We start from the raw sequence: 23,320 nt of genomic DNA on the forward strand, positions 1-23,320 counted from the left end.
GATATGACTTCCACGGCACCCCTCCTCGTGGCCGCTCATGGCGGCACCCCGTCGCACACCCCTGTCTGGTTCATGAGGCAGGCGGGACGGTCGCTGCCCGAGTACCGGGCACTCCGCCAGGGCACCGTCATGCTCGACGCGTGCATGGACCCCGAGATGGTCTGCGAGATCACCATGCAGCCCGTCCGGCGGCACGGTGTCGACGGCGCGATCCTCTTCTCCGACATCGTGGTGCCGCTCAAGGCCGCCGGTGTCGACCTCGACATCGTCGCGGGCACCGGTCCCGTCGTCGCGCACCCGGTCAGGACGCTCGACGACGTCAAGGCCCTGCCCGAGCTGCACGCCGAGCAGGTCCAGCCGGTCGCGGACGCGATCGGGTTGCTGCTCAAGGAACTCCCGCAGGACGTGGCGCTGATCGGCTTCGCGGGAGCGCCGTTCACGCTGGCCTCCTATCTCGTGGAGGGCGGGCCGAGCAAGAACCACGAGCGCACCAAGGCGCTGATGCACGGCAACCCCGAACTGTGGCACGCGCTGCTGGCCAAGATCGCCGACGTCACGACGGCGTTCCTGCACGCCCAGCTCGACGCGGGCGTCCAGGCGGTCCAGCTGTTCGACTCGTGGGCGGGCGCGCTGTCCGAGCGCGACTACCGCGAGTTCGTTCTGCCGCACTCGAAGCGCGTCCTGGAGACGATCACGACGGTGCCGCGCATCCACTTCGGCGTCGGCACCGGCGAGCTGCTGCCCGCGATGCGCGAGGCCGGCGCGGACGTCGTCGGCGTCGACTGGCGCATCCCTCTGGACGTGGCGGTCGAGCGTCTGCTGAAGGCCGCTCCCGCACTGCCGAAGCCGGTGGTGCAGGGCAACCTCGACCCGGCGCTGTTCTTCGCGGGCTTCGAGGCCGTCGAACGCGAGGTGCGCCGCATCCACGCCGAGGGCAAGGCCGCGGCGGGCCACATCTTCAACCTCGGCCACGGCGTGCTGCCCGACACCGATCCGGAGATCATCACCCGGACCGTCGAACTGATCCACAGCTTGTAATGCACGCCAGAGCGCCGCACGTCGCAGTCGTCGGGGGAGGCATCTCCGGCCTGGCCGCCGCGCACCGGTTGCGGATGCTGCTCGGCCCGCAGGCCAGGATCACGGTGATCGAGCAGTCCGACCGGCTCGGCGGCAAGCTGCGCACGACCGAGCTCGCGGGTGTGCGGTTCGACGTGGGCGCGGAGGCGTTCCTGCACCGCAAGCCCGAGGCGCAGGAGCTGATCAACGAGGTCGGGCTCGCCGACCACGTCGTGCACCCGACGGCCGCGAAGGCGAGCGTGCACGCGGCCGGGCGCACGCACCAGCTGCCGGCGCACACGTTCATGGGCGTTCCGGCCAGCGTCGAGACCGTCCGGCACATGCTGTCGTCCGAGGGCGCGCTGCGCGTCGAGATGGAACCGACGCTGCCGCCGATCGAGCTCAGGGGCGGCGACGTCGCCGTCGGCACGCTGATGAAGGAGCGGTTCGGCCCCGAGGTCGGCGACCGCCTCGTCAGCCCGTTGCTGGGCGGCGTCTACGCGGGCCGCGCGGACGAGCTGGGCCTGCGCGCCACGATGCCGCAGATCGCGACGCTGCTGGACAAGGGCGTCGGCTCGCTGCTCGCGGCCGCCGCGACGATGATGCCCGCCCCGCCGCAGGCCCGCTCCGCACGGCCGCCGGTGTTCGCGTCGCTGAGCAACGGCGTCTCGTCGCTCGTCGACCGGCTCGCCGAGGTCGCGAAGCCCGAGATCAGGCTCGGTCTGCCGGTCCGGGTGCTGTCGTGGCTCGGCGCCGGCTGGCGACTGGAGATCGGCTCGGCCGCGACCCCGGAGTACCTGGAGTGCGACGGCGTCGTGCTCGCGGTCCCGGCCCCGTCCGCGCGCAAGCTGCTGCACGAGATCGCGCCGCAGGTGTCCGCCGCGTACGGCAAGGTCGAGGTCGCCTCGATGGCCGTGGTCGCACTCGCGCTGCCGCCGGGCACCGAACTGCCGCAGCGCTCCGGCGTCCTGATCGCGGAGGGGGAGCGGTACTCCGACCGCATCACCCCGTTCACCGCCAAGGCGTTCACGTTCTCCAGCCGCAAGTGGGCGCACTACGGCGAACCGGTCATCCTGCGCGGCTCGGTCGGGCGGCACGGCGAGACGGCGCTCCTGCAGCGCAGCGACGCCGACCTGGTCAAGGCCGTGCGCAACGACCTGCACGAACTGACGGGCATCAAGGCCGCGCCGATCGACTACGTGGTCCAGCGCTGGGGCGGCGGCCTGCCGCAGTACGGCGTCGGTCACGTCGACCTGGTGGACACGATCGAACGCGGCATCGCCGACGTGCCGGGCCTCTCCGTCGCGGGCGCGACCCTGCACGGCGTGGGCGTGCCGGCCTGCATCGCGACCGCCGACTCGGCCGCCGCCCGTGTCGCAGCACACCTGCTGGGCCGCGTCCGGCGTTGAGAGGCCCGTGCCAAGATGGACCTATGGCGCGCCTGAACTACAACGAGCTCAACGACACCATCCGCTACACGATGTGGTCGGTGTTCCGGGTCGAACCCGGCAAGCTTCCGGACGACCGTTCGGCTGCTGCCAGCGAGACCCAGAACTACCTGGACGCGTTGGAGGGCAAGGGCGTCGTCGTGCGCGGCGTCTACGACGTGGCCGGTCTGCGCGCCGACGCGGACTTCATGATCTGGTGGCACGCCGAAGAGATCGAGCAGGTGCAGGCCGCCTACACCGGCTTCCGCCGCACCCCGCTCGGCAAGGTCTCCACGCCGGTCTGGTCGCAGGTCGCCCTGCACCGCCCGGCGGAGTTCAACCGCAGCCACATCCCCGCGTTCCTCGCGGGTGAAGAGGCGCGCAAGTACATCTGCGTCTACCCGTTCGTGCGGTCCTACGAGTGGTACCTGCTGGACGAGGGCGACCGCCGCAAGATGCTGGCGGACCACGGCAAGGAAGCCCGCGACTACCCGGACGTGCGCGCGAACACCGTCGCGTCGTTCGCTCTCGGCGACTACGAGTGGCTGCTCGCGTTCGAGGCCGACGAGCTGCACCGCATCGTCGACCTCATGCGGCACCTGCGCGGCACCGAGGCGCGGCTGCACGTGCGAGAGGAAATCCCCTTCTACACGGGCACCCGCGTCCCGGCGGCCGAACTCGTCCTTAACCTGCCGTGACCCGATAAGCCCGGATCACCGTCAGCTCAACGGTTCCACCCCTGGCGTCCGTCGCAGTGGCCTTCAACGAAGTCCACTGCGCGTTCGTCGGGTTGTAGACCAACGCGCTGTTGCCGACCACGCCCGCACGGCGCCAGGACTTGCCGTCGTCGTGCGAGTACTCGACCCCGGTGATGCGCACCTTGCCCGCGTCACCCTGCGTCTGCGTGAGCAAACCGATGCGCTGCAACGTGCCCGCGGGCACCGCACCGTTGTCGTCGAGCTTCGGTTCGAAGCGCACCACCGACAACGGCGGCGCGTCGATCTTGCCCTCGGTGCCCTTGGACTTGAAGGTCCACGCGGCGGACACCCTGGTGCTGAACTCGAACTGCGAGCTCCGGTCGAGGCTCATCTCGGCGCGGAAGTCGCCCTGTGCCAGCGGCACGTTCTGGAACGAGCCACCAGGCGTGGTCGTCTCGCCGATCAGCACACCGTTGCGGTACAACGCGGTCCTTGCGCTGTCCACAGTGGACCTTCCGTCGCCGTGACTGGCGTCGCTGACGAGCGGGACGCTGACGTAGAACTGCGAGCCGTACCGCTCGACGAACCCGTACTCCGACTCGGGCAGGCCCGGTGAGAACACCGGCCGGATCTCACGTTCCCGGTAGGTCTTGCCCGCCTGGTACTTGCGGAGCCCGGACGTGACGCGTTCCTGCGCGCCGTTGGCGTGCTGCGTCATGATCGCGGACTGCCAGCGCAGGCCCTCGGTCGTCACGTAGTCGACCGCCGTCGCGCCGACGGCCACCGGGTAGAGCGCGGTGCCGCCGCTCAAACCCTGCGCCGACAACGGAAGCTCGCCCTTCGACGCCGTGCTGTCCGGCTTCTGGCCACCGATCGTGGACTCGACCCTGGCCAGGTCCTTCTTGGCGGGCGCCTTGGTCAGACCGACGGGAAGGCCGCCGGCGACCGGGTAGGCGAGCCGGTAGAACGCGTGCGGATCGGCCGCGGAGTTCGCCTGCAGCATCGCGAGCGATGACAGGTCCGCCGGCGGGAGCGGGTCGCCGGCCTGGCCAACCGCGACGCCCTCGAAGCCGCCGAACATGACCAACGTGGACTGCATGCGCGGTTCGCCGCCCACCGAGCGTTTCACGGCGATCACCCCGAGCGTGAAGTCGCCGACCGGTTCCGGCGCCGTCACCGACACCGGCTGGGCCAGGCGGGCGTCCTGCTTGATCGTCAGGTCGCCGGTCAGCTGCACGTTGGGCTGGAAGACGATGTCCATGCCCCGAGGGCCGTTCCCCAGCGTCGTGTCGAGGTAGTAGGTGCCCTTGGGCAGGCGGACCTTCTGGTCTCCCGCGCCGAAGAGCGGCTTGAACGTGTCGTTGTCCAGGCCGACGAGGAACGTGAACGAGTCCGCCGGGTCCTGTCCGTCCCGGCCGATCATGTCGATCGTGAGGGTGTAGCTCTCCACCTCGCGGTCGACGCCGACGAGCGTGCGGACCGTGTGCGTGCCGGACGTGGCCACGACCTCGCCCGAGTACGTGGCGTCCTTGGTGCCGACGCGGGTGTCACCGGTGAGGTTGACCGATGCGGTGCCCTTGGCCGGCACGGTCACCTTCGAGGCGCTCAGCGTGAACATGCCCGCCGGGGCGCTGCCCTTGAACGTGAGGTCGAGCGTGATCGCCGCGTCCGTCGGGTTGGCGTAGGTGATCGGCTTGGTCACCGGCTTGTCGTCGCCGTGCGGCCACTCGTGCAGGCCGAGGTTGACCGACACGTCACCGGTCAGCACCTGGCCGATCGCCTTGGCCACGTCGATGCGCCCGGCGCCCTGGTCGAACGCGCTGAGGCCCGCGGTGGGCTTGGCCGTGGTCGCGAGCACCGACTTGAGCTGCGCGGGCGTCCACTCCGGGTGTTGCTGGCGCAGCAGAGCCGCGGCACCCGCGACGTGCGGAGTCGCCATCGACGTGCCGCTGAACGCGACGTGGTCACTGGTGCCGGCCTTGGCGGCGACGATGTCGACGCCCGGTGCGGTCACCTCGGGCTTGAGCCCGCTGTCTCCCACGCGAGGGCCTTTGCTGGAGAACGGGGCGAGCTTGTCCTCGCGGTCGACGGCACCGACCGACAGCGCGGCCTCCGCCGTGCTGGGCGAGCTCACCGAACCCGGCGAACCCGAGTTGCCCGCCGCGATGACGAACAACGTGCCGTACTGGGCCGTCAGGTCGTTGACGGCCTGCTCCAGCGGGTCGACCTCGGGGGTGTCACCGCCGCCGAGGCTCATGTTGACGACCTGGGCGCCCTGCTCCGCCGCCCAGCGCATGCCGTCGAGGATCCAGGACTCCTGGCAGCCGAACTCGACGCAGACCTTCGCGTCGATCAGCTGCGCACCCGGTGCGACGCCGCCGTACTTCGAGTCGTGGCTCGCCACGGTCGAGCCGACGTGCGTGCCGTGGCCGACGTTGTCGGTGTTGTCCGGGTCGGTCGTGAAGTTCTTCTCCGCGATCTGCTGACCCGCGAGGTCGGGGTGCTTCTCGTCGACGCCCGTGTCGACGATCGCGACCTTGATCCCCTTGCCGGTGATGCCCTTCTGGTGGGCGGCCGGCGCGCCGATCTGGGCGACGCTGCGGTCGAGGCTCGGCTTGCGGATGCCGTCGAGCCAGACCTTGTCGCCGGTCGCGGTCTCCGACTTGAGCGCCGCCCAGTCGTTCGAGGATCTCGCGCCGGCCCTGGCGCGGCCGTCCACGATCAACGGCATGCGGTCGCGGTAGCCGAACTCCAGCAACGTGGTGACGTCGAAGAGTCTCCGGTCGAGCCGGCCCGCCGCCAGGGGCTCGAAGGCGTCCTTCGGGACCACCAGGGTGTGACCGTTCGCGGTGCGAAGGGTCTTGAAGATCATGTTCTTGCGGCCCTCGCCGGGCTGGATCGCGACGACCTGCCTGTCGTGTCCCAGCAGGACCTTGTCACCGGTGACGAGGGTGACCTCGTCACCGGTCTTCTGCGGGGCGTTGCCCGCTGGTGGAGCGGCCGCGGCTGTGGCGGCCGGTGCCACGGTCAGGGCGAGCGCCGTGACGGCGCCCAGCACTTTGGATTTTCCGCGCATTCGAATCCCCTCGTGGTTCGAATTTCTGCGCGCTGTGGTCCGCGCAGGCCGGAAGGCCTTCCGCGGTAAAGCGAAATGCGTAAAAGGTCCCCCGACCTTTCGAACGTATCGAGGTCACAACCCGGTAACACAGGGCCGAACGGGGGATTCTGGCCGTCGAATCGTTCGCCCGTCAGTTCGACTGCCAGAACTTCCAGCGAGCCTTGCGTTTTGCTGACAGTTCTCCGGAAGCACGGCACCATTCCGCGAACGATGCGGCATCCTCGCGCGCGCGTGACCCCGCACGACGTGGGTGTTCGACGGCGTAGGCGTCGAAGAGCGGCCGGAACCGGTCGCCGAGCTCGTCGGCGACGGCGGGCCCCAGCATCCGCACGATGCCGCGCCGTTTCGACAACAACGCGCGGCGTTCGACAGCCAGTCGTTGTTCGTCGAATCCCGCCGGTGCGGGTCCGTTCCCGAGCAATGCGTTTAGCAGCTCCGCCTGCCGGCTGGCAAGCCTTTCGCGTGCCGCCGAAACTTCATTCTCGTTCACGATTTCAGCCACGATGTTTGTCCACGACGGCGCGGATCGCGGCCAGTTCGCTCGCGATTTCGGTGTCGGACGGATAGTTGTCGTCGCGTTCCAGCAGAACGCCGGGAGGGGCGACGCGCGAGCACAGTTCGTCCAGCACTTCCAGGACTTCCGGCAGAACCGCGTGCGCGTGCGTGTCGTGGTAGATGTCGCCGTGCTGCTCGCCGCCGGCCACGTGCACGTAGGCCAGCCGCTCCAGCGGGATCTCGTCCAGGAACCGCTCCGGGTCCGTGCCGATGTTGCGGGCGTTCGCGTAGAGGTTCGCGACGTCCACGAGCAGCCAGCAGTCCGTGCGCTCGACGAGTTCGGCGAGGAACTGGCCCTCGGACAGCTCGCCGTCCGGCCACTCCAGCAACGCGGCGACGTTCTCCAGCGCGAGCGGCACCGGCAGGTTCCGCTGCGCCAGCTTGACGTTCGCGACGAGCACGTCGAGCGCGTCCTTGGTGCGTGGCACCGGCATCAGGTGCCCGGAGTCGAGCCCGCCCGCCCGCACGAAGCACACGTGATCGCTCACCATCGGCGCGCCGACCGCCTCGGCGACCGCGCCCAGGTGCTCGACCCGGTGCAGGTCGACCGGGTCCGCGCCGCCCAGCGACAGCGACACGGCGTGGGGGAGCACCGGGACGCCGCGTTCCAGCAGCAGCGTCACCGACTCCGGCAGGTGTCCGATGTGGAGGTTCTCGGCGACGACCTCGACGAAGTCCACGCCGGGCAACCGTTCCACCGTCAGGTCGATCTCCGAGCGCCAGCCGATGCCGACACCCAGGTCCTTGATCCCCGCCATCAGTCGCCTCCTCCGCCGCCACCACCGCAGCTGCTACCGCCACCGCAGCTGCTGCTGCCCGACGAACAACTGCTACTGCTACCACAACTGCTGGAGCCGCAACTGCTGGCGCCGCAGCCGCTGCTGCCGCATCCCGCCGCGCTCGAGGCAGCTCCACCGCCACGCCGGCCGGCCTTCTTCTTCCTCTTGCGCGGCAGCATCTTGACGACGCTCTGCGGCAGCCCGAAGAGTTCGCCGACGCTTCGGTTCTCGATCCTGCCGCGGAAGCCTTCCAACGCCACAGCGAGAACCCGGTCGCTCGCGGTCACGTCCTTCAACGCAGCCCGGCCCGACCTGGTGAGCGGTTTCGCGCCATATGTCCACCATGCGGCCCCCAGGAACATCACCGCGCCGAGGAGCGTCCACGGCTCGAGGAGGGCGGCCAGGCTCAGGACGACGCCGAACGCGAGGAAGACCCACCACGCCGCGAGCCGCGGACGGGGATCGCGGGTCAGCCTCCGCGTACGCAACTGCTGGTGCAACGACCGCATTTCCGCGCTTTTCGCGGCGTTCCGCACGACCGCGTCGAACCGGACCGGCTTGCGCAGGCCGATGAGGATGAGCGTCTCGACCGCGGTCGTGGCGCCCAGATCGGTCTGGTGCACGGCGGACACGATCCCGTCGCGCGACACCCGCACCAGGCCGGCGTCGAGCAGCCTGGCCAGCGCTGTCTCCGCGGCCCTGCCGGGGCCCTCCGTCAGGTAGCCGATCTGCTCCGGGGGCACTCGCGTGCCCGTGGCCGCCGTTGTCGCCGCCATCAGTCTCCTCCTCCGCCACCGCCGCAGCTGCTACCGCCGCCACAACTGGAACTGCCGCAACCGGAACTGCCGCAGCTCGACGACGAGCCGCACCCGCCACCGTTCCAGATGGACCTCCGCCGCGCCTTGGCGGGCCTGCGCGGGACGATCCCCACGACACGACGCGGGAAGTCGAACAGCGCCCCGACGTCCTTTCCGCCGACCTTGCCGTCGAACCCGTGCAGCGCCACCACGTGCACCCGGTCGCTCGCCTTCACCCGGCTCAGGGCTTCCCTGCCCGCCTGGGTGATCGGGCCGCCGCCGTACTGCCAGACGAAGAAGCCCAGTGCGATCGCGGTGGCGACGAGGAACACCGGTGAGACGAACGCCAGCACCACCGACACACCCGCGACGGCGAGGGAGAACCACCTGCCGTCGTACCGGCGGTGAGGCACCTGCATGAGCTGGCGGCTGAGCAGCTGCCGGTACAGCTGCGCCACCTCCGTGCAGTTCCTGGTCGCGAGGACGATCGCGTCGAACTGGATGGGCGTGCGTGCGAAGCTCAGCATCCGCGCTTCGACCGGCGTGGTGGTGCCCTGGTCGTCCTGATGCACGACGGAGACCATTCCGTCGCGGGACACCCGCAGCAGGCCTCGGTCGAGCAGCCCGGCCAGCACGGTCTCCGCGGCCCGTCCGGGACCGGCCGTCAGAAAACCGGCCTCCTCCGCGGACAGCAACGCCCCCTGCGTGTCTGCCGATTTCGTCATTGGTTCCCCCTCAACTGCTGGAGCTGCTGCAACTACTGCTACTGCTGCTGCAACTCGAGCTGCTGCTGCTACAACTGCTGCTACTGCTCGAGCAGCTGCTACTAGAACTGCCGCAGCCGCTGGAACTGTTGCAGCCGCCGGTCGAACAAGTGCTGCCACCGCAGCTCGACGTGCCGCCGCAGTTGTGGTGATCCCAGTCGTACGAGCTGCAACTGCTCGCGGCGATGTACGAAGTGGACGTCGCCGAACGCTGCTTGCCGCGGCGCAGACCGAACAACGCCACCGAGTCCGCACTGCTGCGCGGGTTCCTCAGCGCGTACATCCACACGGTCTTGCCGTTCCTCGTGAGCCTGCCCGGGTTGCGCAGCAGGATCGCGAGGAACACCAGCAGCGCCGTCAGCAGGAACAGTCTCGTGTCGATCGCGAAGGCGACGAACACCGAGACGAACGCCAGCATGAAGAGGATCACCCGCAACGCGATCTTGCCGCCGCGGGGTTTGCCGAACTGGCGGTGCACCACCCCGCGGGCGACGAGGCTCTCGTGCAGCGCGCCCATCTCGTGGCTGGCTCTCGTGACCTGCACGACCTGGTTGATCGGGCGGGCGGTGCCCCGGAGCCCGGCGAGGACGTACGCCTCGAGAGCGGTTTGGGCCCCGTACCCGTTCTGGTGGACGGCGGTCACGAGCCCCTCGCGGGAGATTCGCACGAGACCGCCGTCCAGCAGCCGGGCGAGAACGGCCTCGGCCGCTCTGCCCGGTCCCCCTGACAGGAACCCGATCTCCTCCGCGGACCACGTGGTCTGGTGCGGTGTCGAAGATTTGGACATCAGCACTCCCCTCACTGGTGTCAGTGCATCTTCGACGTGAGATCTACCCCTGGGTTCCTGGTGTTACCTGAAAAGAACCGAACATCGGATCAGCTGCCGCCACCGCACCCGCCGCCACAGCCGCCGCCTCCACCACAGCTGCTTCCGCTTGAACACGAAGAAGAACTGGATGAACACGAGCTGTAGCTGCCACTGCTGTAGCTGCCGGAGCCGGAGGAGGCGAGCAACGAGGTGCGCACCGCCAGATCCGGGTAGACGACGAGGCCGCCGAAGAGAACCGCGCCGGCCGCGCCCGCGTACATCACCTCGTCCACGCTTCCCGCCGCCCTGGTGCTCGTGGTGCGAGCGCCGTCGAGCACGCGGTTGCCCTTGCTGGTGCGGACGTGCTTACCGCGCCGCGTGAGGAGCAGGATCAGCAGGCCCGTGATGACGAGCTGCAGCGTGAGCCAGCCGATGTTCGCGCCGATCGCGAGGCCGTTGACCCAGCGGGCGATCCCGATCGCGAGCAGCACCCACAACGCGATGGATCCCTTGCGCAGAGCGCTTTTCGCGACGGCAGGGTCGACGACCAGGCCCATGTCCTGCAGGCGCTGCCCGATCGCCGTGACCACGCCGTCCTTGGCGACGGCCGGGATCATCAGGTTGACGGTGCGGTTGGTGTAGCGCTGGCTGTCGGTGATGACGGCGCGGTCCACCTGGTTGAGCGACTTGGTGGTGGTCGTGACCTGAACGGTGCCACGCCGTGAAGTCCTGAGCTCACCCGCGGTGAGCAGTCGCGCGATGGCCGTCTCGACCACACGCCTTGGACCGCCCGCAAGATAGGCGAGCTCGTCCATGTCCAGGGAGCGCACGGGCTGGGTGCTGTGACCCGCCCGCACGCGTACCCGAACGACGATCGCGACCAGCACAGCCAGTGCCAGCCCGATCCAGTACAGCTGAAGGAACTCCGGTCCGGACAATCCCCAAGGCCTCTGCATGCGACCCACCCCCTGACTGCCCCGAAAGTGCTTCGGTGCGTCAATGGTGTGGTCCGCGCCACAGCCTCACAAGGCTTGTTGACGAAGCCTTAGGGTTGCCGGTTCTTGCGGTGTGACTAGCTCGACGAGCCGCCATCGACTCCACTGGAGCCTTCGCCGTCGGTGCCACGCAGGACGATGCGGAAGATCATGGTGCCTCCCAGGTCTGTCCGGATCCTTGGTGACCGGACTGAGGCTCAGTCTCCTATTCGGACGGAACGAGTTTCAAGGAGACGGAGTTGATGCAGTAGCGCTGGTCCGTGGGGGTGGGATACCCCTCACCCTCGAAAACATGCCCGAGGTGGCTGTGGCACGTGGCGCAGAGCACCTCGACGCGCTTCATGCCGAGCGCGCGGTCCTCCCGCAGGATGACCGCGTCTCCGGCCAGCGGCGAGAAGAACGACGGCCAGCCGCAGTGCGAGTCGAACTTGGTGTCGCTGCGGAACAGTTCGGCCCCGCACGCACGGCACTCGTAGAGGCCCTCGGTCTTGGTCTCGGTGTACTCGCCGGTCCAGGGACGCTCGGTGCCGGCCTGGCGCAGCACCGCGAACTCGGCGGGGTTGAGCTGGGCGCGCCATTCCTCTTCGGAACGCACGACCTTGGGGGTGGTGCCGACAACAGGTTCCATGACTCTTTATAACTCCGGAGCGCCCTCAGGGCTTCCCGGCGGGGGTGTGGCCCGCGGCGCCGTAAGGCCCCGTTAAGGACTTGTTCTCGTTTGGAATCAGAAGATGATGGCGAGGATGTCGCCCAGCGCGAACCAGATCGTGAGCAGCACGCCCAGCAGGATGAGTCCCACCACGGTGACGGCGACGAGCCGCTGGTGCCCGGTCGTGCGGTTCGCCGAGTCGGCGAAGTCCTGCACGCCGTCCAGGTAGCCCTCGACGGTGAAGCCGGGGCGTTGCCGCTTCATCTTGTCGAGATGGTCGGCGAACGCCTTCGTCTCGGGATCGTGTGGGTCGAGGCCGATCAGTTCCTCCTGGAACTTCTCGTTCTCGTCCTTCGAATCGCCCATAACTCCCAGCTTAGTGGCTGGGGGAGGGGATTCCGGTGTGCCGGGCGTTCACCGCCGAAGTGACGGTCAACTCGCGAGCGCGAGCGACGGCTTGACGGCGCCGACCGCGCGGCCGTGTCCGAGAACCGGCACGGTGGCGAGGTCCTCGACCTCGCTCACGTCCACGCCGAGCCGCTTGAGCACCGCGACGATGACGACCGCACGGGCGCGCGACGACCCGTCGGCGATCTTCAGCGCCACGCCCTCGCCGGTGGGCAGGCCGACCGCGTAGACGCCCTCGGCGCCGTCCTTGGCGATGACGCCGGGCAGGGCGCCCATGAGCACGGTGACGTCGCGACCGGTGCCGCCGACCCACTGGGGGTAGGTGTTCATGGCGGTGGCGACGCGGTGTTCGAGGGTGCCGGGGGCAGCGGCGGCGAGGCGGCCGAACGCGCGGGCGAGGCCGGTGAGGCTGATGGCGAAGATCGGGGCGCCGCAGCCGTCCACGCCGACCTGGGCGACGGGCTCGCCGGCCACGTCCTCGATGGTCCGGCGGGTCGCGACCTGCAGCGGGTGCGTCGGGTCCAGGTAGTTGTCCGTCGGCCAGCCGTTGGCGACGCACGTGGCGAGCATGGCGGCGTGCTTGCCGGAGCAGTTCATGTACTTCGGGGCGGCGGCGAGGCCCTGCGCGAGGTGCTGGGCGCGGGCCTGCTCACCGAGCGGCAGGTCCGGGGTGCACTGCAGCGCGTCCTCGGTCAGGCCGGCCGAGGCCAGGATCCGCAGGGCGCCGTCGACGTGGAAGTCCTCGCCCGAGTGGGAGGCGCAGGCCAGGGCGAGCAGTTCGCCGTCGAGGTCGAGGCCGGCGCGGAGCATCGCGAGGGCCTGCAGCGGCTTGTTCGACGAGCGCGGGAACGCGACGTCGCCGGGGCGGCCGACCGACAGCACCGGGGAACCGGACGGATCGGTCGCGACGACGGTGCCGTGGTGCACGGACTCCAGGAAGTCGCCCCGCCAGACCTCAGCCACCACTTCGTGTCCCATGTCGCCCCTCCCGCACTCAGGTTCCGAGAAACTGCCAACTGTCGACAGTTGACATGTTCGCTAGTTTAGCGGGAGGACGGCCGGTGCCGTCCAGATCAGGAGACGAAGGTGACACCCCCGACGCCCTTGCACCTCAGTCTGGCCGGGCAGGCCGTGGACGTGCTGCGAGAGCAGGTGCTCACCGGGGAGATCCCTCCAGGCTCGCGGGTCAACGAGGTCGAGGTGGCGCACAAGCTCGGCATCAGCCGCGGCCCGTTGCGCGAGGCGATCCGGCACCTGGCCTCCGAAGGGTTGCTGACGCTGGTCCCGCACCGGGGCGCGTTCGTGCCCGACGCGAGTCCCGACGACGTCAGGGCGTTGTTCGAGCTGCGGACCGCGCTGGAGTGCGCGGCGGCGGAACTGGCGGCGTCGCGGCGGACCGATGTGGATCTTGTGCGGCTGCAGGAGGTCTGCGCGGAGAGCCGGCGCAACTACAAGGCCGGGCAGCCGTTCCCGTACCGGCTGGACCTCGCGTTCCACCAGACGTTGCTCGACGCGGCTCGCAGTCCGTACATCTCCGAACAGGTCCGGCTCGTGCAACAGCGCGTGGTGCTGCTCCGCAGTGCGCTGGCGGACGACCCGCCGCACCAGCACGCGTCGATGGACGACCACGACGAACTCGTGCGAGCGATCGCGGACGGTGACGCGGCCAAGGCGGGGACGGTGATGCGCAGGCACCTCTCTCGGGTGTGTGCGCAGATGCTCACGAGTTTGACCCACTAACTTCAGTTGTATGACGTTCGGCGCCCGGCTCGTGCAGCACCGCAAGAACGCCGGGCTCAGTCAGGAAGAGCTCAGCGAACGGTCCGGTGTCAGCGTCCGCGCCATCAGCGACATGGAACGCGGCCGCGCCCGTTCCCCGCAGCGCCGCACGACCGAGGCCCTGCTCGACGGGCTGGACCTCGACGAAGCCGACCGCGCCGAACTGCGCCGCCTCGCCAGGACCGGACGGGTCGCGCTGACCGGCCCGGTGTGGTCGCTGCCGATGTACGTCGCGGACCTCGTCGGCAGGGACGCCGAACTCGACGCCATCGCTGAGAAGCCCAACGGGCTCGTGGTCGTCCACGGCGCCGCGGGAACCGGTAAGACCAGCCTCGCGGTGAGGGCCGCCCATCTGCTGGAGGGCCGCTTTCCGGACGGTCAGCTGCTCATCGACCTGGAGAGCTCCGCACAGCCACTCCAACGGTTGCTCAAAGACCTGGGCGTACCCGCCGAACACGTTCCTGAGGACGTGAACGGCCAGATGCGGCTCTACCGGTCGTTGCTCGCGGGCAAGCGCCTTCTGCTCGTGCTCGACGGTGCGCGCACGGAGGAGGAGATCCGCACGCTCCAAGCCGATCCGGGCTGCCTCACGATCGTCACGTCCCGGCGCAGGCTCGCCGGGCTGGCCGGTGCCACCTGGATCCGGCTCGGCGGGCTCACCGAACCGTGCGCCGTCGAGTTGCTCGCGTCGATCATCGGGGCGCACCGCGTCGAGGCCGACCGCGAGAGCGCACGGGCACTCGTCCGGCTGTGCGGGATGTCGCCGCTCGCACTCAGGATCGCCGGCAACCGGCTCGCCAGCCGCCCGCGCTGGCCCCTCGGCCATCTCGTGGAGCAGATCGAGGAACGCCGCCTGGCCGCGCTCACCGCGGGCGACCTCGACGTGCGCGGCGCGTTCGAGGTGTCGCTGGCGCACCTGCCCGAGACCGCGCGGCTGGTGTTCCGGCGGCTCGGACTGCTCGTCGGCACCCACGTGACCCCGGCCCTCGCGGCCGAACTGGCCGGTCTCCCCGTCGCGGAGGCCGAACAGGCGCTGGAGGAGCTGACCGACGTCAGCCTGCTCGACCCCGACGACCACGGCTACGCGATCCACGGCCTCGTCCGGACGTTCGCCCACGGCCTGATCGACGCCACCGACGCCGACGCCGACCGCAGGATGCTCGCGTCGTTGCTGGAGACCACGGTGGCCGCCGGAGTCCTCTTCGGACAGACGGGCGACGCGCGGCGGGTGAGTCCGCAAGGCAGGGCTTTCCCCGACGTGGCAACGGGAAGGCGCTGGCTGGACGAACACCGCGACCTGCTGCCCGAGATCGTCGAACGGGCGCAGGCCAGGGATCTGCACGACGACGTGGCTCGTGCGGTGATCGCACTCTCGCACTACGCGGCCATCGAACCGGGGCTGGTCTGGGAACGTGTCTACCGCCTCGCCCTCGCCTCCGCCCGCGAGCCGTGGCAGGAGATCGTCGTGCGCGGCCAGCTCGGCTGGGCGCTGTTCGACGTCGCCGGCCGGTCGGGTCCGGCGCTGGAGGTGCTGACCCGCGCGGCCCGCGTCGCCGAGGAGTCGGGGGAGACCGGGCACCTCGGCTGGGTGTGGCTGATCGCGTCGGCCGCGCACAGCGGGCTCGGCCACTTCGACGAGGCCGAACGCGTGTGCCTCCAAGCGATCGACTCGATGCACGAGCCCATGGACGAGCACTACGCACGGTCCGTTCTAGGCGTGCTGTGGCGGTTGATGAACCGGCCCATCGCCGCCGTGACCGCGCACGAAGAAGTGGCGAAGGAACAACGCGCCTACGCCAGCACCATCTACGAACTCTCCGCACTGGGCCGCACGCTCGGATGGCTCGGCCTCGCCCTGATTGACGTCGACAGGCCCGATGACGCCGTTGCGGCGTTGACCGAGGCCGAGGACGTCTACCGGCGCGCACAGATGGCGTCCTGGCTCGCAACGACGTTGTGGCACCGCGCCCTTGCCCACCGCGCGGCCGGTCGGCTCACCGAGTCCGACGAGGACCTCGGCCAGGCGCTCGCCGGGTTCCGCGCGATCGGCGACGGACTCGGGGAGATCGAGATCCTGCGAGAACTCGCCGGCAACGCCGAGTCACGAGGCGACCACAGCGCGTACGAACATCATCTGCGAGACTCGCTCACGGCGTGCGAACGGTGGGACACCGACGCGACGCGCGAGATCGCCGCCGAGGTGCGGGAGTGCTTGGCCAGGGGGTGAGGGCATGCGGGCGACCACCTTCAGCGAGTTCCTGCGGTTCTACCGGCGCAGGGCGGGCCTCACCCAGGAGAACCTCGCCGCGCGCGCCGGCCTGGGCGTCCGCACGCTGAGCGATCTCGAACGCGGCCGCGTGCACACCCCGCAGGCCCAGACCGTCGACCTGCTGGTGGCCGGGCTCGGCCTGGACGGCGCCGAGGCTCAGGAGTTCGTGGCGCTCGCACGGTCGTCGGAAGCCGCGCGACCACGTCCCGAACGCACGGACTGCGCGCCACCTCAAGCGGAACCACTCATCGGCCGTGAAGCAGAGCAGCAGCTGCTGGCGGAGTGCATCTGCCGTGCAGCCGCGTCGTCCGTGCTGGACGTCGTTGTCGTGCACGGACCTCCGGGCGTGGGGAAGACCTCTCTCGCGGTCGACGCGGCGCACCGGTTCGCCGGCCGGTTCACCGACGGCTGCCTGCACCTCGACCTGCGCGGCATGGACACGTCCCCGTTGTCGGCGGAACGGGCGATCGCGCGGCTGCTGCGGGCGTTCGGCGTGCCGGACGCCAAGATGCCGTCCGATCCCGGCGACGGTCTCCGCCTCTACCGGTCGATGCTGCGCGAACGGACCGTGCTGCTCGTGCTCGACAACGCCGCGAACGAGGCCCAGGTCCGGCCGTTGCTCGCCGCCAGCCCCGGCTCGCTCGTGGTCGTGACCAGCCGCAACGTCCTGGCGGGCCTGAACACCCGCTCGCGCGTGGATCTCGGTCCGTTGCGGCACGACGGTGCCGTCGCGTTGCTCGCCGCGACCGCCGGTGCCGAGCGGATCGCCGCCGATCCCGAGTCGGCGGACCGGGTCGCGACGCTGTGCGGCGGCGTTCCGCTGGCGCTCGCCATCGCGGGCCGCACCACGTCGTCGTTGCGGCACCTCGCCGAGCAGCTCTCCGATGAACGCGCACGCCTGGACGTGCTCGCGACCGGTGACGTCCAGGTCCGCACGGCGTTCGAGCTGTCCTACCGCCTGCTCGCGCCCGAGACCGCGACGCTGTTCCGCAGGCTCGCGCTGATCCCCGGGCCGGACACGTCCGTCGCGCTCGCCGCGGTGGCAGCCGGGATCGACGACGCCGAGACGGTGCTGGAGGAACTGGTCGACGCGAGCCTGCTCCGGCCGGACGTTCCCGGCCGGTACTCGTTCCACGACCTGATCCGCGACTACGCGCGCGAACGCCTGCACAGCGACGAAACCGACGTGGAGACGCACCGCCTGCGCACGCGCGACTGGCTGCTGGCCACCGCGACCCGCTCCGCGTCGGCGTTCCTGCCCGACCAGGGCGCGCCGGACCTGGTCAGCGCGGGCCGCTGGTTGTCCGACGAACTGGCGAACTGGCGGGGCGCGTTCCGGGAGGCCGTGGCCGACGGCGCCCACGAGCAGGTGCTGGCGCTGGCGAGGTCGATGCACTGGTACTCCGACCACCGCGGCACGGGCGAGCTGTGGCTGGAGATCTACACGGCGGGCGTCGCCGCGGCGGGTGAACTGGGTGAGCGGGAGCGGCAGGCCCAGCAGCTCAACTTCGTCTGCTGGGTCTACGTCGCCCGCCACACGCACATCCCGCTCGCCCTGCGGTGGCACGAGGAGGCGTTGCGGGTCGCGCGGGAGTGCGGCTCGGTGCAGGAGACGGCCTGGGCGCACTACTACCGGTCGGCCGTCGAGACCCGGCTCGGCGACCACGAGGCCGGCGTGACGCACGCCCGGCGTGCCGCGGAGTTGTTCCGGCAGACCGGCCAGCCGATGAACGTGGTGCTCGCGCTGTCGTACTCCGGTGTTCTGCTGCAACGGCTGGGTCGCTTCGCCGAGGCCGTCGAAACGCACCGTGCGTGCGTCGAGGAGGAACGCGCGCTGCGAGGTGATCAGAGCGGCGTGGCCCTGGAGAACGCCGCCCAGCTGCTCCTGCGGCTGGCGGACGCGCTGGTCGCGGCGGGCGATCACGCGGAGGCGCTCGAGGTGGTGGCGCTGGCCGAGGAACTGACCGGGCGGGGAGCGGCGAACCTGCTGTCGATGGCCCGGCACACCCGCAGTCACGCGTTCGCCGCGTCCGGACGGCTCGCCGAGGCGCGGGACCAACTGTCCGGGGCGGTGGAGTCGCTGTCCGACCCGGAGGTCAGGGTGTCGGTGCTGATGGAACTCGCCGGGCTCTGCGACCGCATGGACGACCGCGACGCGGCGATCGGGCACCGGGTGCGCGCGCTGGCCGAGTGCGAGGGCTACGAGTCGCCCGGCATGACCAGGCTGCAGCACGACGTGGCGGACGCGCTCGGAATCCGGTCAGCGCAGGACGGTGCTCAGGAACGCGTCGGCGTCGAACCGCTCTGAGCCGGCCGGAACGAGCCGCCAGGTGGCGTCGAGGAACTTCCGCAGCGTGCTCGCGGGCACCCGGAACACCGTCATGTGCCGGTCCGAGACCAGCTCCAGCACCAGCACGCGGCTCGAGTGCGGCCGCAACCGCACGTCGCCGTCGCCCGCTCTCATGCTCATGCCCTCGGCGAGCAGGTCCCTGCCCATGACCCAGGTGGCGACGGAGCCGCCGGAGCGGAACTTCATCGTGACCGCGAAGGGGTCTTCCGACCGGTAGAGCAGCTCGGTCTCGACCGGCGCGGTGGAACCGTTCGGCCGGACGAAGTCGAAGACGGTGCGTGACGCGACCCGCATCGGGACTCCCTGAAGTGTTCGCCATGGGTACTTAAGACATCACGTAATGGGCACCGAATTGGTTCATCGTGTCCTGTTGCCATTACCAATTGATTGGTCGAATGGTTTTCGCGTTCTCCTGCCGGCGCGTCGGGCGCGATGCTGTGCGAAGGGGCAGACCTGCGGAACTTCTGCCGGTCCTTCTGCATGGTCCTGCCGGGGTCGCTCGCGATTTGCTGGCTGACATGGTTGCCCCACTTCGCCCCGGCCTCGACGGTCTCGTCGGTACCGCCGTGCGCAGGGCCGGTGGCCTGCTCGTGGGCCGTGAACGGGAGATCGCCCTGTTGACGGACGTGCTGAGCGGTGGCGCTCGATCGTGCGTTGTGCATGGTGCAACTGGTATGGGCAAAAGTGCATTGTTGTCCGTTGCGTCTTCAATCGCGTTGCGCAGCGGGTTGCGGCCGGTTCGCGGTTTGCGGGCGTTGAGCGGGGTCGACAGCCAGACGGTGCTGGTGGTGGACGACGTCGACCGGCTCAGCGAGGAAGAGGTCGATCGGCTGGCGCGATTCCGGGGCGCGGTGCTGCTCGCGGGCGACTGCGATCCGGACGATTTGGAGGTTTTCGACGCCGTGCGGGTGCCGTTGCGGCCGATCGGCGCGGAGGCCGTGGCAGAGCTGATCCGGCGGCGGTTCGACGTCGAGGTCTCGCCGGAGCTGGCCGCGTCGTGCCTGGAGTACAGCGGTGGCGCGCCTGGGGTGCTGAGCGACGTGTTAGAGGTTGTAACGGACGTTACCGTCTCTTCGTTGCGCGTGATGTTCCCTGTTTTGCGAGTGCCGCGGCTGTTGCGGGCCGTGCGCCGGAGCCGGCAGGCGCTGGACGCCGACGCGGTGGCGGTCGCGCGAGCGCTTGCGGTGCTCGGGAGCGCGTCGCTGGACGTGCTGTGCGAGGTGGCCGGAATGGGGTCGTTCCGCACGCTCGCCGCGTTCGAACGGCTTGTCGACGCGCGCTTGGCCGTCGACGAGCCGATGCGCGTCCGGACGCCTGCGCTGAGCCACGCGTTCCGGCACGAGATGGTGCCCGAGGAGCGCGAACGCCTGCACCGCGCGGCCGCTCAGGTCCTGCATCGGAGGTGCGATTCACCGGCCGCCGTCGCCGAGCACGTCGTGGCGTGCGCGGAACCCGTCGGCGCGGGGTGGACGGCGCCGGTGCTGCACGGCGCGGCGCGACTGCATCGGGCGGCGGGACGGCCGGAGCAGGCGGCGAGGTGTCTGCGCGCGGCGCTGCGCGAACCGCTGACCGGAGAGGTCGCGGCGGAGGTGGCCGCGGCGATGGCGGATCTTCACCTGCGGTGCGGGATCGCGCCTCGGGCCGGCGAACTCGTCCGGCAGCGGGCCGCCGCCGGGGACTGGTTCGACGCGGTGGTGCTCGACTGGCAGTGCGACGAGGACCTGCCCGGCGGCGACCCCGTCGTTCCGGACGATCCCGAACAGGTGCTGCGGGATCTTCCGGAGAGCGGACCGTTCGTGGTTCCGTCGCTCGCGCTGGCCGGACTCGGGTTGCTGCGACGGGGTTCCGAACAGGTGGTGCTGGATCTCGCGCCACAGCTGCGCGGTCGGCTCGTCGGCGCGGAACGGGACTGGCTGACGGCGCTGGAGATGTGGGCGCACCGGGCCAACGGCGACCACACCGAAGTCTCCCGGTTGATGCGCGAACTCGCCCAGGCGTCGCCGTTGCGCGGCTGTGTGGCGTTGGGCGCGGCGGCGTTCGTGGCGTCCTGTGTGGACGTTGGACGTCCGGGTGAGGCGCTGGAGATGTTGGTGCGACTCGGTTACACCGGAGCGTTGGCACCGGCCTGGGCGTGCGCCTTGCTGCTGCGTGAACGTGCCCGCATGCATCTCGCTCTCGGTGCCGCCCGGGCCGCCCTGGCCGACGCCGAACGGGCGGGTGCCGCCGAGCTGGCGGACCAGGCGCGGGCGGCGCTGGCGGTACCGCGGCACCGGCCGGCGCGCGGGGCGGCGTGGGACAAGCTGACGCCGCACGAGTCCCGAATCGTCTTGCTGGCACTGGAAGGCGAGACGAATCGGGCGATCGCCGCGCGGTTCGGCGTCACGCAACGGGCGGTCGAGCTGCACCTGACCCGCGTCTACCGCAAGGTCGGGATCAGCAGGCGAGTGCAGCTCTCCGCCGTCTTCCCCGCCTAGATGTACTTGGTCATGAGGTTGGTGACTGAACGCGGCTGATGGGTGGGTGACCATCGAGTGCGAAGTGACCGCGTTCAGTGTTGTAGTGATCAAGCCATGGCGCCAGCGCTGCGGATCGGGTGGTGTTGTCGAGGAAGACCTCGCGGTAGGCCCATTCGGTCTGCAGCGTGCGGTTGAAACGCTCCACTTTGCCGTTCTGCCAAGGACAATGTGGCTTGATGGTCTTGTGGCGGGCGCCGACCGCCGCGACCGCGGCGGCGAAGTCACGGGAGATCAGGTAGTTCTTGGCGTTGTCAGTCAGAACACGGTGAACTCGTGGGACACCCTGCTCGACGAACCACGCGGCGGCGCGGAGCAGAAACGCCGCGCAGGTGATGCCGCGTTCGTCGTCGAGGATCTCGGCGTAGGCGAGCCGGGAGTGGTCGTCGATGGCGGCGTGGACGTAGTCGTAACCCAGTCCTCGATGGGAACCGGGACGCGTGCTGCGGCCGTGCGCGCGCCAGCCGCCTCCGGGCGGGATCTTGCCGATCTTCTTGACGTCCAGGTGGACCAGGTCGCCGGGGTGCGGGTGTTCGTAACGGCGGGTGGTGTGCCGGGTGGCGCGGATCCGTTGCCCGGTCAGCGGATCGCACTCGGCCAGCCGCGGCACGCCAAGCCGGGCCAGCACCCGTGACACGGTGCGGACGGGGACACCGGTGCGGACGCTGATCCGAGCCGGTCCGCAACGCAACTCACTGCGTGCCGCGACGACCCGACGCTCTGTCTGAGCTGAGGTCCGCGACGGCGTGTGGTGCGGCCTGCTGGACCGATCGGCCAGACCCGCGGCGCCTTCGTCACGGAAACGGCGGACCCAGCGGTGCGCGCACTGCCGTGAGACACCGAGCTCCTTGGCCACGTGAGCGACCGGTCTGCCGGCGGCGACCCGGGAAACCAGGACCAGGCGTCCGTGCACGGTCAAGCGGGCGTTAGCGTGTCCCATCGAGGCCTCCGGCTGTGGTGACTGACTTCGCAATCACCACCGCACCCGGAGGCCTCACCCATGATCAAGCCGACACACCGTCACCAACGTGTTGGCCAAGTACACCTAGAGCAGGCCCGAGCGCAGCGCCCACGCCACCGCGTGCACCCGGTTGCGCAGCCCGAACCGTTCGAGCAGCTGGTGCAGCGCGTACTTCACGGTCCGTTCCGAGCAGAACAGCCGCGCGGCGACCTCCGCGATCGTCGCGCCGTCTGCCAGCAGCCTGAGCAGTTGCAGGTCGCGGTCGTTCAGCACCGGGGAGCGGTCCTGCACGGCCTGGCCGCCGACCAGCAGCTTGACGAGGCGTTCGGCGTTGACATCGGCTCGCCGCAACGGAAGCGCCAGCCCGGCCTGGGCCGCGATCGACGGGGTGAGGTCGTGCACGCGGGCCGCGATGACCACGATTCTGGCGGAACCGCAGGCCCGCAGCCGTGCGGCCTGTTGCGCGCACAGCTCGTTCACCAGGGCCAGCAGCACATGTGCGTCGGTGCGGTCCTGCACCACCCGCACCCGTGGTGTGTTCTTCAACAGGTGCGTCACGCCGGCCGCGCTGATCAGGTCACGGGACTCCACCGCCACGCGCACCGGTTCGATTCCGGAGTCCACGGTTGCCAGGGCACTACTCATGACACGATCGTGCGAAGTTTCAGCCGCCGTCCACTTCGGAAAACCGAACCGATCCGACGAGAACCTGCCGGCCACGGGCGAACGTGCGGAACTCCCCGGTCGGCCAGCGTTCGATCCGGAGCTCGTCGCCGGGCGTCACGGGCGCGGTGAACCGGGCGTGCAGCTCGGTGAAGTCCAGGCCGCCCACGGTGATTCCGAGCGTGCACAGGCCGTGCAGGATGGGCGTCGCGAACCCCGCCCGCCGGGCGAACTCGGGGTCGTGGTGCATCGGGTTCACGTCGCCGGTCTCGCGGTAGCGCAGCGCCTGGTCTTCCGTCGTCTGGAAGAAGCTGATCTCGTGGCGCTTGCCGGGAACGGCGAACTCGCGCGTCTCCCCACGTTCGCCGCCGAAACCGCCCTCGCCCTTGAGGAAGCACGACGACCGCGTTGTCGCGAAGTCCGACTCCCACGTGCTGACGACGAGTGCGCCGGATCCCTTGTCGTAGATGTTCGTGACGGTCTTGGTGACGACCGTCGAGCCTTGCTCCGGGAGTGTGCCGTGCAGCCACAACGACTGCTCGGCGTGCAGGACCTGGGTCATGTCGGCGCCGGTCAGCCCGAGCTGCGGGCCACCGTGCTGCAGCAACGGGATCGCGAACGCGGGGGAGTAGCCGCCGGCCGCCGCCGCGTACACCTCGGCGTCGCCGGCCGACCAGGTGCGGACCTGTCGTTCGACGACGCCGAGGATGTCGTGGTTGAGCATCAGCCCA

The 23,320-nt window shown here is 70.0% G+C and carries 21 protein-coding genes; 7 read left to right on the plus strand and 14 right to left on the minus strand.

Annotated elements, in window-relative coordinates; genetic code table 11:
- Nucleotides 1-3 precede the first annotated feature (3 nt).
- The 3 genes from hemE to hemQ are packed head-to-tail and all read left to right on the plus strand — an operon-like array spanning nucleotide 4 to nucleotide 3,181.
- Entirely contained in the window at nucleotides 4-1,038 is a 1,035-nt protein-coding gene (gene hemE / locus ACIQF0_RS00200; protein ID WP_401023130.1) for a uroporphyrinogen decarboxylase, read from the plus strand.
- Complete coding sequence (hemG, locus tag ACIQF0_RS00205) at nucleotides 1,038-2,465, plus strand: protoporphyrinogen oxidase (RefSeq protein WP_401023131.1); 1,428 nt, start codon at nucleotides 1,038-1,040, stop codon at nucleotides 2,463-2,465. Before hemE ends, hemG begins: the two co-directional genes overlap by 1 nt.
- 23 nt (nucleotides 2,466-2,488) lie before the next feature.
- Nucleotides 2,489-3,181, plus strand: coding sequence for a hydrogen peroxide-dependent heme synthase (hemQ, locus tag ACIQF0_RS00210; protein ID WP_189160416.1), 693 nt, complete (start codon nucleotides 2,489-2,491; stop codon nucleotides 3,179-3,181).
- On the opposite strand, the gene ACIQF0_RS00215 is transcribed toward hemQ, so the two are convergent.
- The 10 genes from ACIQF0_RS00215 to ACIQF0_RS00260 form a co-directional block, all read right to left on the minus strand.
- On the minus strand, nucleotides 3,168-6,257 hold the full coding sequence (locus tag ACIQF0_RS00215; protein ID WP_401023132.1) for a S8 family peptidase: 3,090 nt from the start codon (nucleotides 6,255-6,257) through the stop codon (nucleotides 3,168-3,170). The genes hemQ and ACIQF0_RS00215 overlap by 14 nt on opposite strands.
- Before the next feature lie 172 nt (nucleotides 6,258-6,429).
- Entirely contained in the window at nucleotides 6,430-6,801 is a 372-nt protein-coding gene (locus tag ACIQF0_RS00220) for a hypothetical protein (protein ID WP_360046692.1), read from the minus strand.
- Nucleotides 6,794-7,612, minus strand: coding sequence for a DUF692 domain-containing protein (locus ACIQF0_RS00225; protein ID WP_401023133.1), 819 nt, complete (start codon nucleotides 7,610-7,612; stop codon nucleotides 6,794-6,796). Before ACIQF0_RS00225 ends, ACIQF0_RS00220 begins: the two co-directional genes overlap by 8 nt.
- The gene (locus tag ACIQF0_RS00230; protein WP_401023134.1) at nucleotides 7,612-8,409 is read right to left on the minus strand and encodes a TIGR04222 domain-containing membrane protein; all 798 of its coding nucleotides are present in this window, start codon (nucleotides 8,407-8,409) and stop codon (nucleotides 7,612-7,614) included. Before ACIQF0_RS00230 ends, ACIQF0_RS00225 begins: the two co-directional genes overlap by 1 nt.
- A complete protein-coding gene (locus tag ACIQF0_RS00235) occupies nucleotides 8,409-9,155 on the minus strand; it encodes a TIGR04222 domain-containing membrane protein (protein WP_401023135.1) in 747 nt (248 codons plus the stop codon). The genes ACIQF0_RS00230 and ACIQF0_RS00235 overlap by 1 nt, the downstream gene beginning before the upstream one ends.
- Nucleotides 9,156-9,165: 10 nt before the next feature.
- Complete coding sequence (locus tag ACIQF0_RS00240; protein WP_401023136.1) at nucleotides 9,166-9,981, minus strand: TIGR04222 domain-containing membrane protein; 816 nt, start codon at nucleotides 9,979-9,981, stop codon at nucleotides 9,166-9,168.
- Nucleotides 9,982-10,070: 89 nt separating this feature from the next.
- Nucleotides 10,071-10,958, minus strand: coding sequence for a TIGR04222 domain-containing membrane protein (locus ACIQF0_RS00245; protein ID WP_401023137.1), 888 nt, complete (start codon nucleotides 10,956-10,958; stop codon nucleotides 10,071-10,073).
- Between the two features lie 244 nt (nucleotides 10,959-11,202).
- Complete coding sequence (msrB, locus tag ACIQF0_RS00250) at nucleotides 11,203-11,625, minus strand: peptide-methionine (R)-S-oxide reductase MsrB (protein ID WP_360046698.1); 423 nt, start codon at nucleotides 11,623-11,625, stop codon at nucleotides 11,203-11,205.
- Between the two features lie 96 nt (nucleotides 11,626-11,721).
- A complete protein-coding gene (locus ACIQF0_RS00255; RefSeq protein ID WP_401023138.1) occupies nucleotides 11,722-12,012 on the minus strand; it encodes a hypothetical protein in 291 nt (96 codons plus the stop codon).
- A gap of 66 nt (nucleotides 12,013-12,078) precedes the next feature.
- On the minus strand, nucleotides 12,079-13,032 hold the full coding sequence (locus tag ACIQF0_RS00260; protein WP_401023139.1) for an asparaginase: 954 nt from the start codon (nucleotides 13,030-13,032) through the stop codon (nucleotides 12,079-12,081).
- Nucleotides 13,033-13,140: 108 nt separating this feature from the next.
- Here ACIQF0_RS00260 and ACIQF0_RS00265 point away from each other — a divergent pair, with 108 nt between their 5' ends.
- From ACIQF0_RS00265 to ACIQF0_RS00275, 3 genes are read left to right on the plus strand one after another with little or no spacing between them, the layout of a single operon-like run.
- A complete protein-coding gene (locus ACIQF0_RS00265) occupies nucleotides 13,141-13,794 on the plus strand; it encodes a GntR family transcriptional regulator (RefSeq protein ID WP_401023140.1) in 654 nt (217 codons plus the stop codon).
- A gap of 10 nt (nucleotides 13,795-13,804) precedes the next feature.
- Entirely contained in the window at nucleotides 13,805-16,060 is a 2,256-nt protein-coding gene (locus tag ACIQF0_RS00270; protein WP_401023141.1) for a helix-turn-helix domain-containing protein, read from the plus strand.
- A gap of 4 nt (nucleotides 16,061-16,064) precedes the next feature.
- Nucleotides 16,065-18,410 carry an ATP-binding protein gene (locus ACIQF0_RS00275; RefSeq protein WP_401023142.1) on the plus strand — a complete coding sequence of 782 codons (2,346 nt, stop codon included), beginning with the start codon at nucleotides 16,065-16,067 and terminating at the stop codon, nucleotides 18,408-18,410.
- Here ACIQF0_RS00275 and ACIQF0_RS00280 read toward each other — a convergent pair.
- On the minus strand, nucleotides 18,363-18,746 hold the full coding sequence (locus ACIQF0_RS00280) for an SsgA family sporulation/cell division regulator (protein WP_360046704.1): 384 nt from the start codon (nucleotides 18,744-18,746) through the stop codon (nucleotides 18,363-18,365). The two genes, ACIQF0_RS00275 and ACIQF0_RS00280, sit on opposite strands and share 48 nt — an antisense overlap.
- A gap of 380 nt (nucleotides 18,747-19,126) precedes the next feature.
- On the opposite strand from ACIQF0_RS00280, the gene ACIQF0_RS00285 reads away from it, so the two are divergent.
- On the plus strand, nucleotides 19,127-20,926 hold the full coding sequence (locus tag ACIQF0_RS00285) for a LuxR C-terminal-related transcriptional regulator (RefSeq protein ID WP_401023143.1): 1,800 nt from the start codon (nucleotides 19,127-19,129) through the stop codon (nucleotides 20,924-20,926).
- Between the two features lie 10 nt (nucleotides 20,927-20,936).
- Here the strand turns inward: ACIQF0_RS00285 and ACIQF0_RS00290 are convergent, their stop codons facing one another.
- From ACIQF0_RS00290 to ACIQF0_RS00300, 3 genes are all read right to left on the minus strand, one after another.
- The gene (locus tag ACIQF0_RS00290) at nucleotides 20,937-21,905 is read right to left on the minus strand and encodes an IS481 family transposase (protein WP_401023144.1); all 969 of its coding nucleotides are present in this window, start codon (nucleotides 21,903-21,905) and stop codon (nucleotides 20,937-20,939) included.
- A gap of 105 nt (nucleotides 21,906-22,010) precedes the next feature.
- Nucleotides 22,011-22,571, minus strand: a complete 561-nt coding sequence (locus ACIQF0_RS00295; RefSeq protein ID WP_360046706.1) for a helix-turn-helix transcriptional regulator — start codon at nucleotides 22,569-22,571, stop codon at nucleotides 22,011-22,013.
- A gap of 19 nt (nucleotides 22,572-22,590) precedes the next feature.
- Entirely contained in the window at nucleotides 22,591-23,313 is a 723-nt protein-coding gene (locus ACIQF0_RS00300; RefSeq protein WP_401023145.1) for a MaoC/PaaZ C-terminal domain-containing protein, read from the minus strand.
- Nucleotides 23,314-23,320: the final 7 nt, after the last annotated feature.

It is taken from the genome of Lentzea sp. NPDC092896 (assembly GCF_044754905.1).
GTDB lineage: Bacteria > Actinomycetota > Actinomycetes > Mycobacteriales > Pseudonocardiaceae > Lentzea.

Excerpts from the sequence above, each read along its gene's own strand:
- hemE (WP_401023130.1), top strand. The coding sequence starts at position 4 with ATGACTTCCACGGCACCCCTCCTCGTGGCCGCTCATGGCGGCACCCCG.
- hemG (WP_401023131.1), top strand. The coding sequence starts at position 1,038 with ATGCACGCCAGAGCGCCGCACGTCGCAGTCGTCGGGGGAGGCATCTCC.
- hemQ (WP_189160416.1), top strand. The coding sequence starts at position 2,489 with ATGGCGCGCCTGAACTACAACGAGCTCAACGACACCATCCGCTACACG.
- ACIQF0_RS00215 (WP_401023132.1), bottom strand. The coding sequence starts at position 6,257 with ATGCGCGGAAAATCCAAAGTGCTGGGCGCCGTCACGGCGCTCGCCCTG.
- ACIQF0_RS00225 (WP_401023133.1), bottom strand. The coding sequence starts at position 7,612 with ATGGCGGGGATCAAGGACCTGGGTGTCGGCATCGGCTGGCGCTCGGAG.
- ACIQF0_RS00230 (WP_401023134.1), bottom strand. The coding sequence starts at position 8,409 with ATGGCGGCGACAACGGCGGCCACGGGCACGCGAGTGCCCCCGGAGCAG.
- ACIQF0_RS00235 (WP_401023135.1), bottom strand. The coding sequence starts at position 9,155 with ATGACGAAATCGGCAGACACGCAGGGGGCGTTGCTGTCCGCGGAGGAG.
- ACIQF0_RS00240 (WP_401023136.1), bottom strand. The coding sequence starts at position 9,981 with ATGTCCAAATCTTCGACACCGCACCAGACCACGTGGTCCGCGGAGGAG.
- ACIQF0_RS00245 (WP_401023137.1), bottom strand. The coding sequence starts at position 10,958 with ATGCAGAGGCCTTGGGGATTGTCCGGACCGGAGTTCCTTCAGCTGTAC.
- msrB (WP_360046698.1), bottom strand. The coding sequence starts at position 11,625 with ATGGAACCTGTTGTCGGCACCACCCCCAAGGTCGTGCGTTCCGAAGAG.
- ACIQF0_RS00255 (WP_401023138.1), bottom strand. The coding sequence starts at position 12,012 with ATGGGCGATTCGAAGGACGAGAACGAGAAGTTCCAGGAGGAACTGATC.
- ACIQF0_RS00260 (WP_401023139.1), bottom strand. The coding sequence starts at position 13,032 with ATGGGACACGAAGTGGTGGCTGAGGTCTGGCGGGGCGACTTCCTGGAG.
- ACIQF0_RS00270 (WP_401023141.1), top strand. The coding sequence starts at position 13,805 with ATGACGTTCGGCGCCCGGCTCGTGCAGCACCGCAAGAACGCCGGGCTC.
- ACIQF0_RS00275 (WP_401023142.1), top strand. The coding sequence starts at position 16,065 with ATGCGGGCGACCACCTTCAGCGAGTTCCTGCGGTTCTACCGGCGCAGG.
- ACIQF0_RS00280 (WP_360046704.1), bottom strand. The coding sequence starts at position 18,746 with ATGCGGGTCGCGTCACGCACCGTCTTCGACTTCGTCCGGCCGAACGGT.
- ACIQF0_RS00285 (WP_401023143.1), top strand. The coding sequence starts at position 19,127 with ATGGGCAAAAGTGCATTGTTGTCCGTTGCGTCTTCAATCGCGTTGCGC.
- ACIQF0_RS00290 (WP_401023144.1), bottom strand. The coding sequence starts at position 21,905 with ATGGGACACGCTAACGCCCGCTTGACCGTGCACGGACGCCTGGTCCTG.
- ACIQF0_RS00295 (WP_360046706.1), bottom strand. The coding sequence starts at position 22,571 with ATGAGTAGTGCCCTGGCAACCGTGGACTCCGGAATCGAACCGGTGCGC.
- ACIQF0_RS00300 (WP_401023145.1), bottom strand. The coding sequence starts at position 23,313 with ATGCTCAACCACGACATCCTCGGCGTCGTCGAACGACAGGTCCGCACC.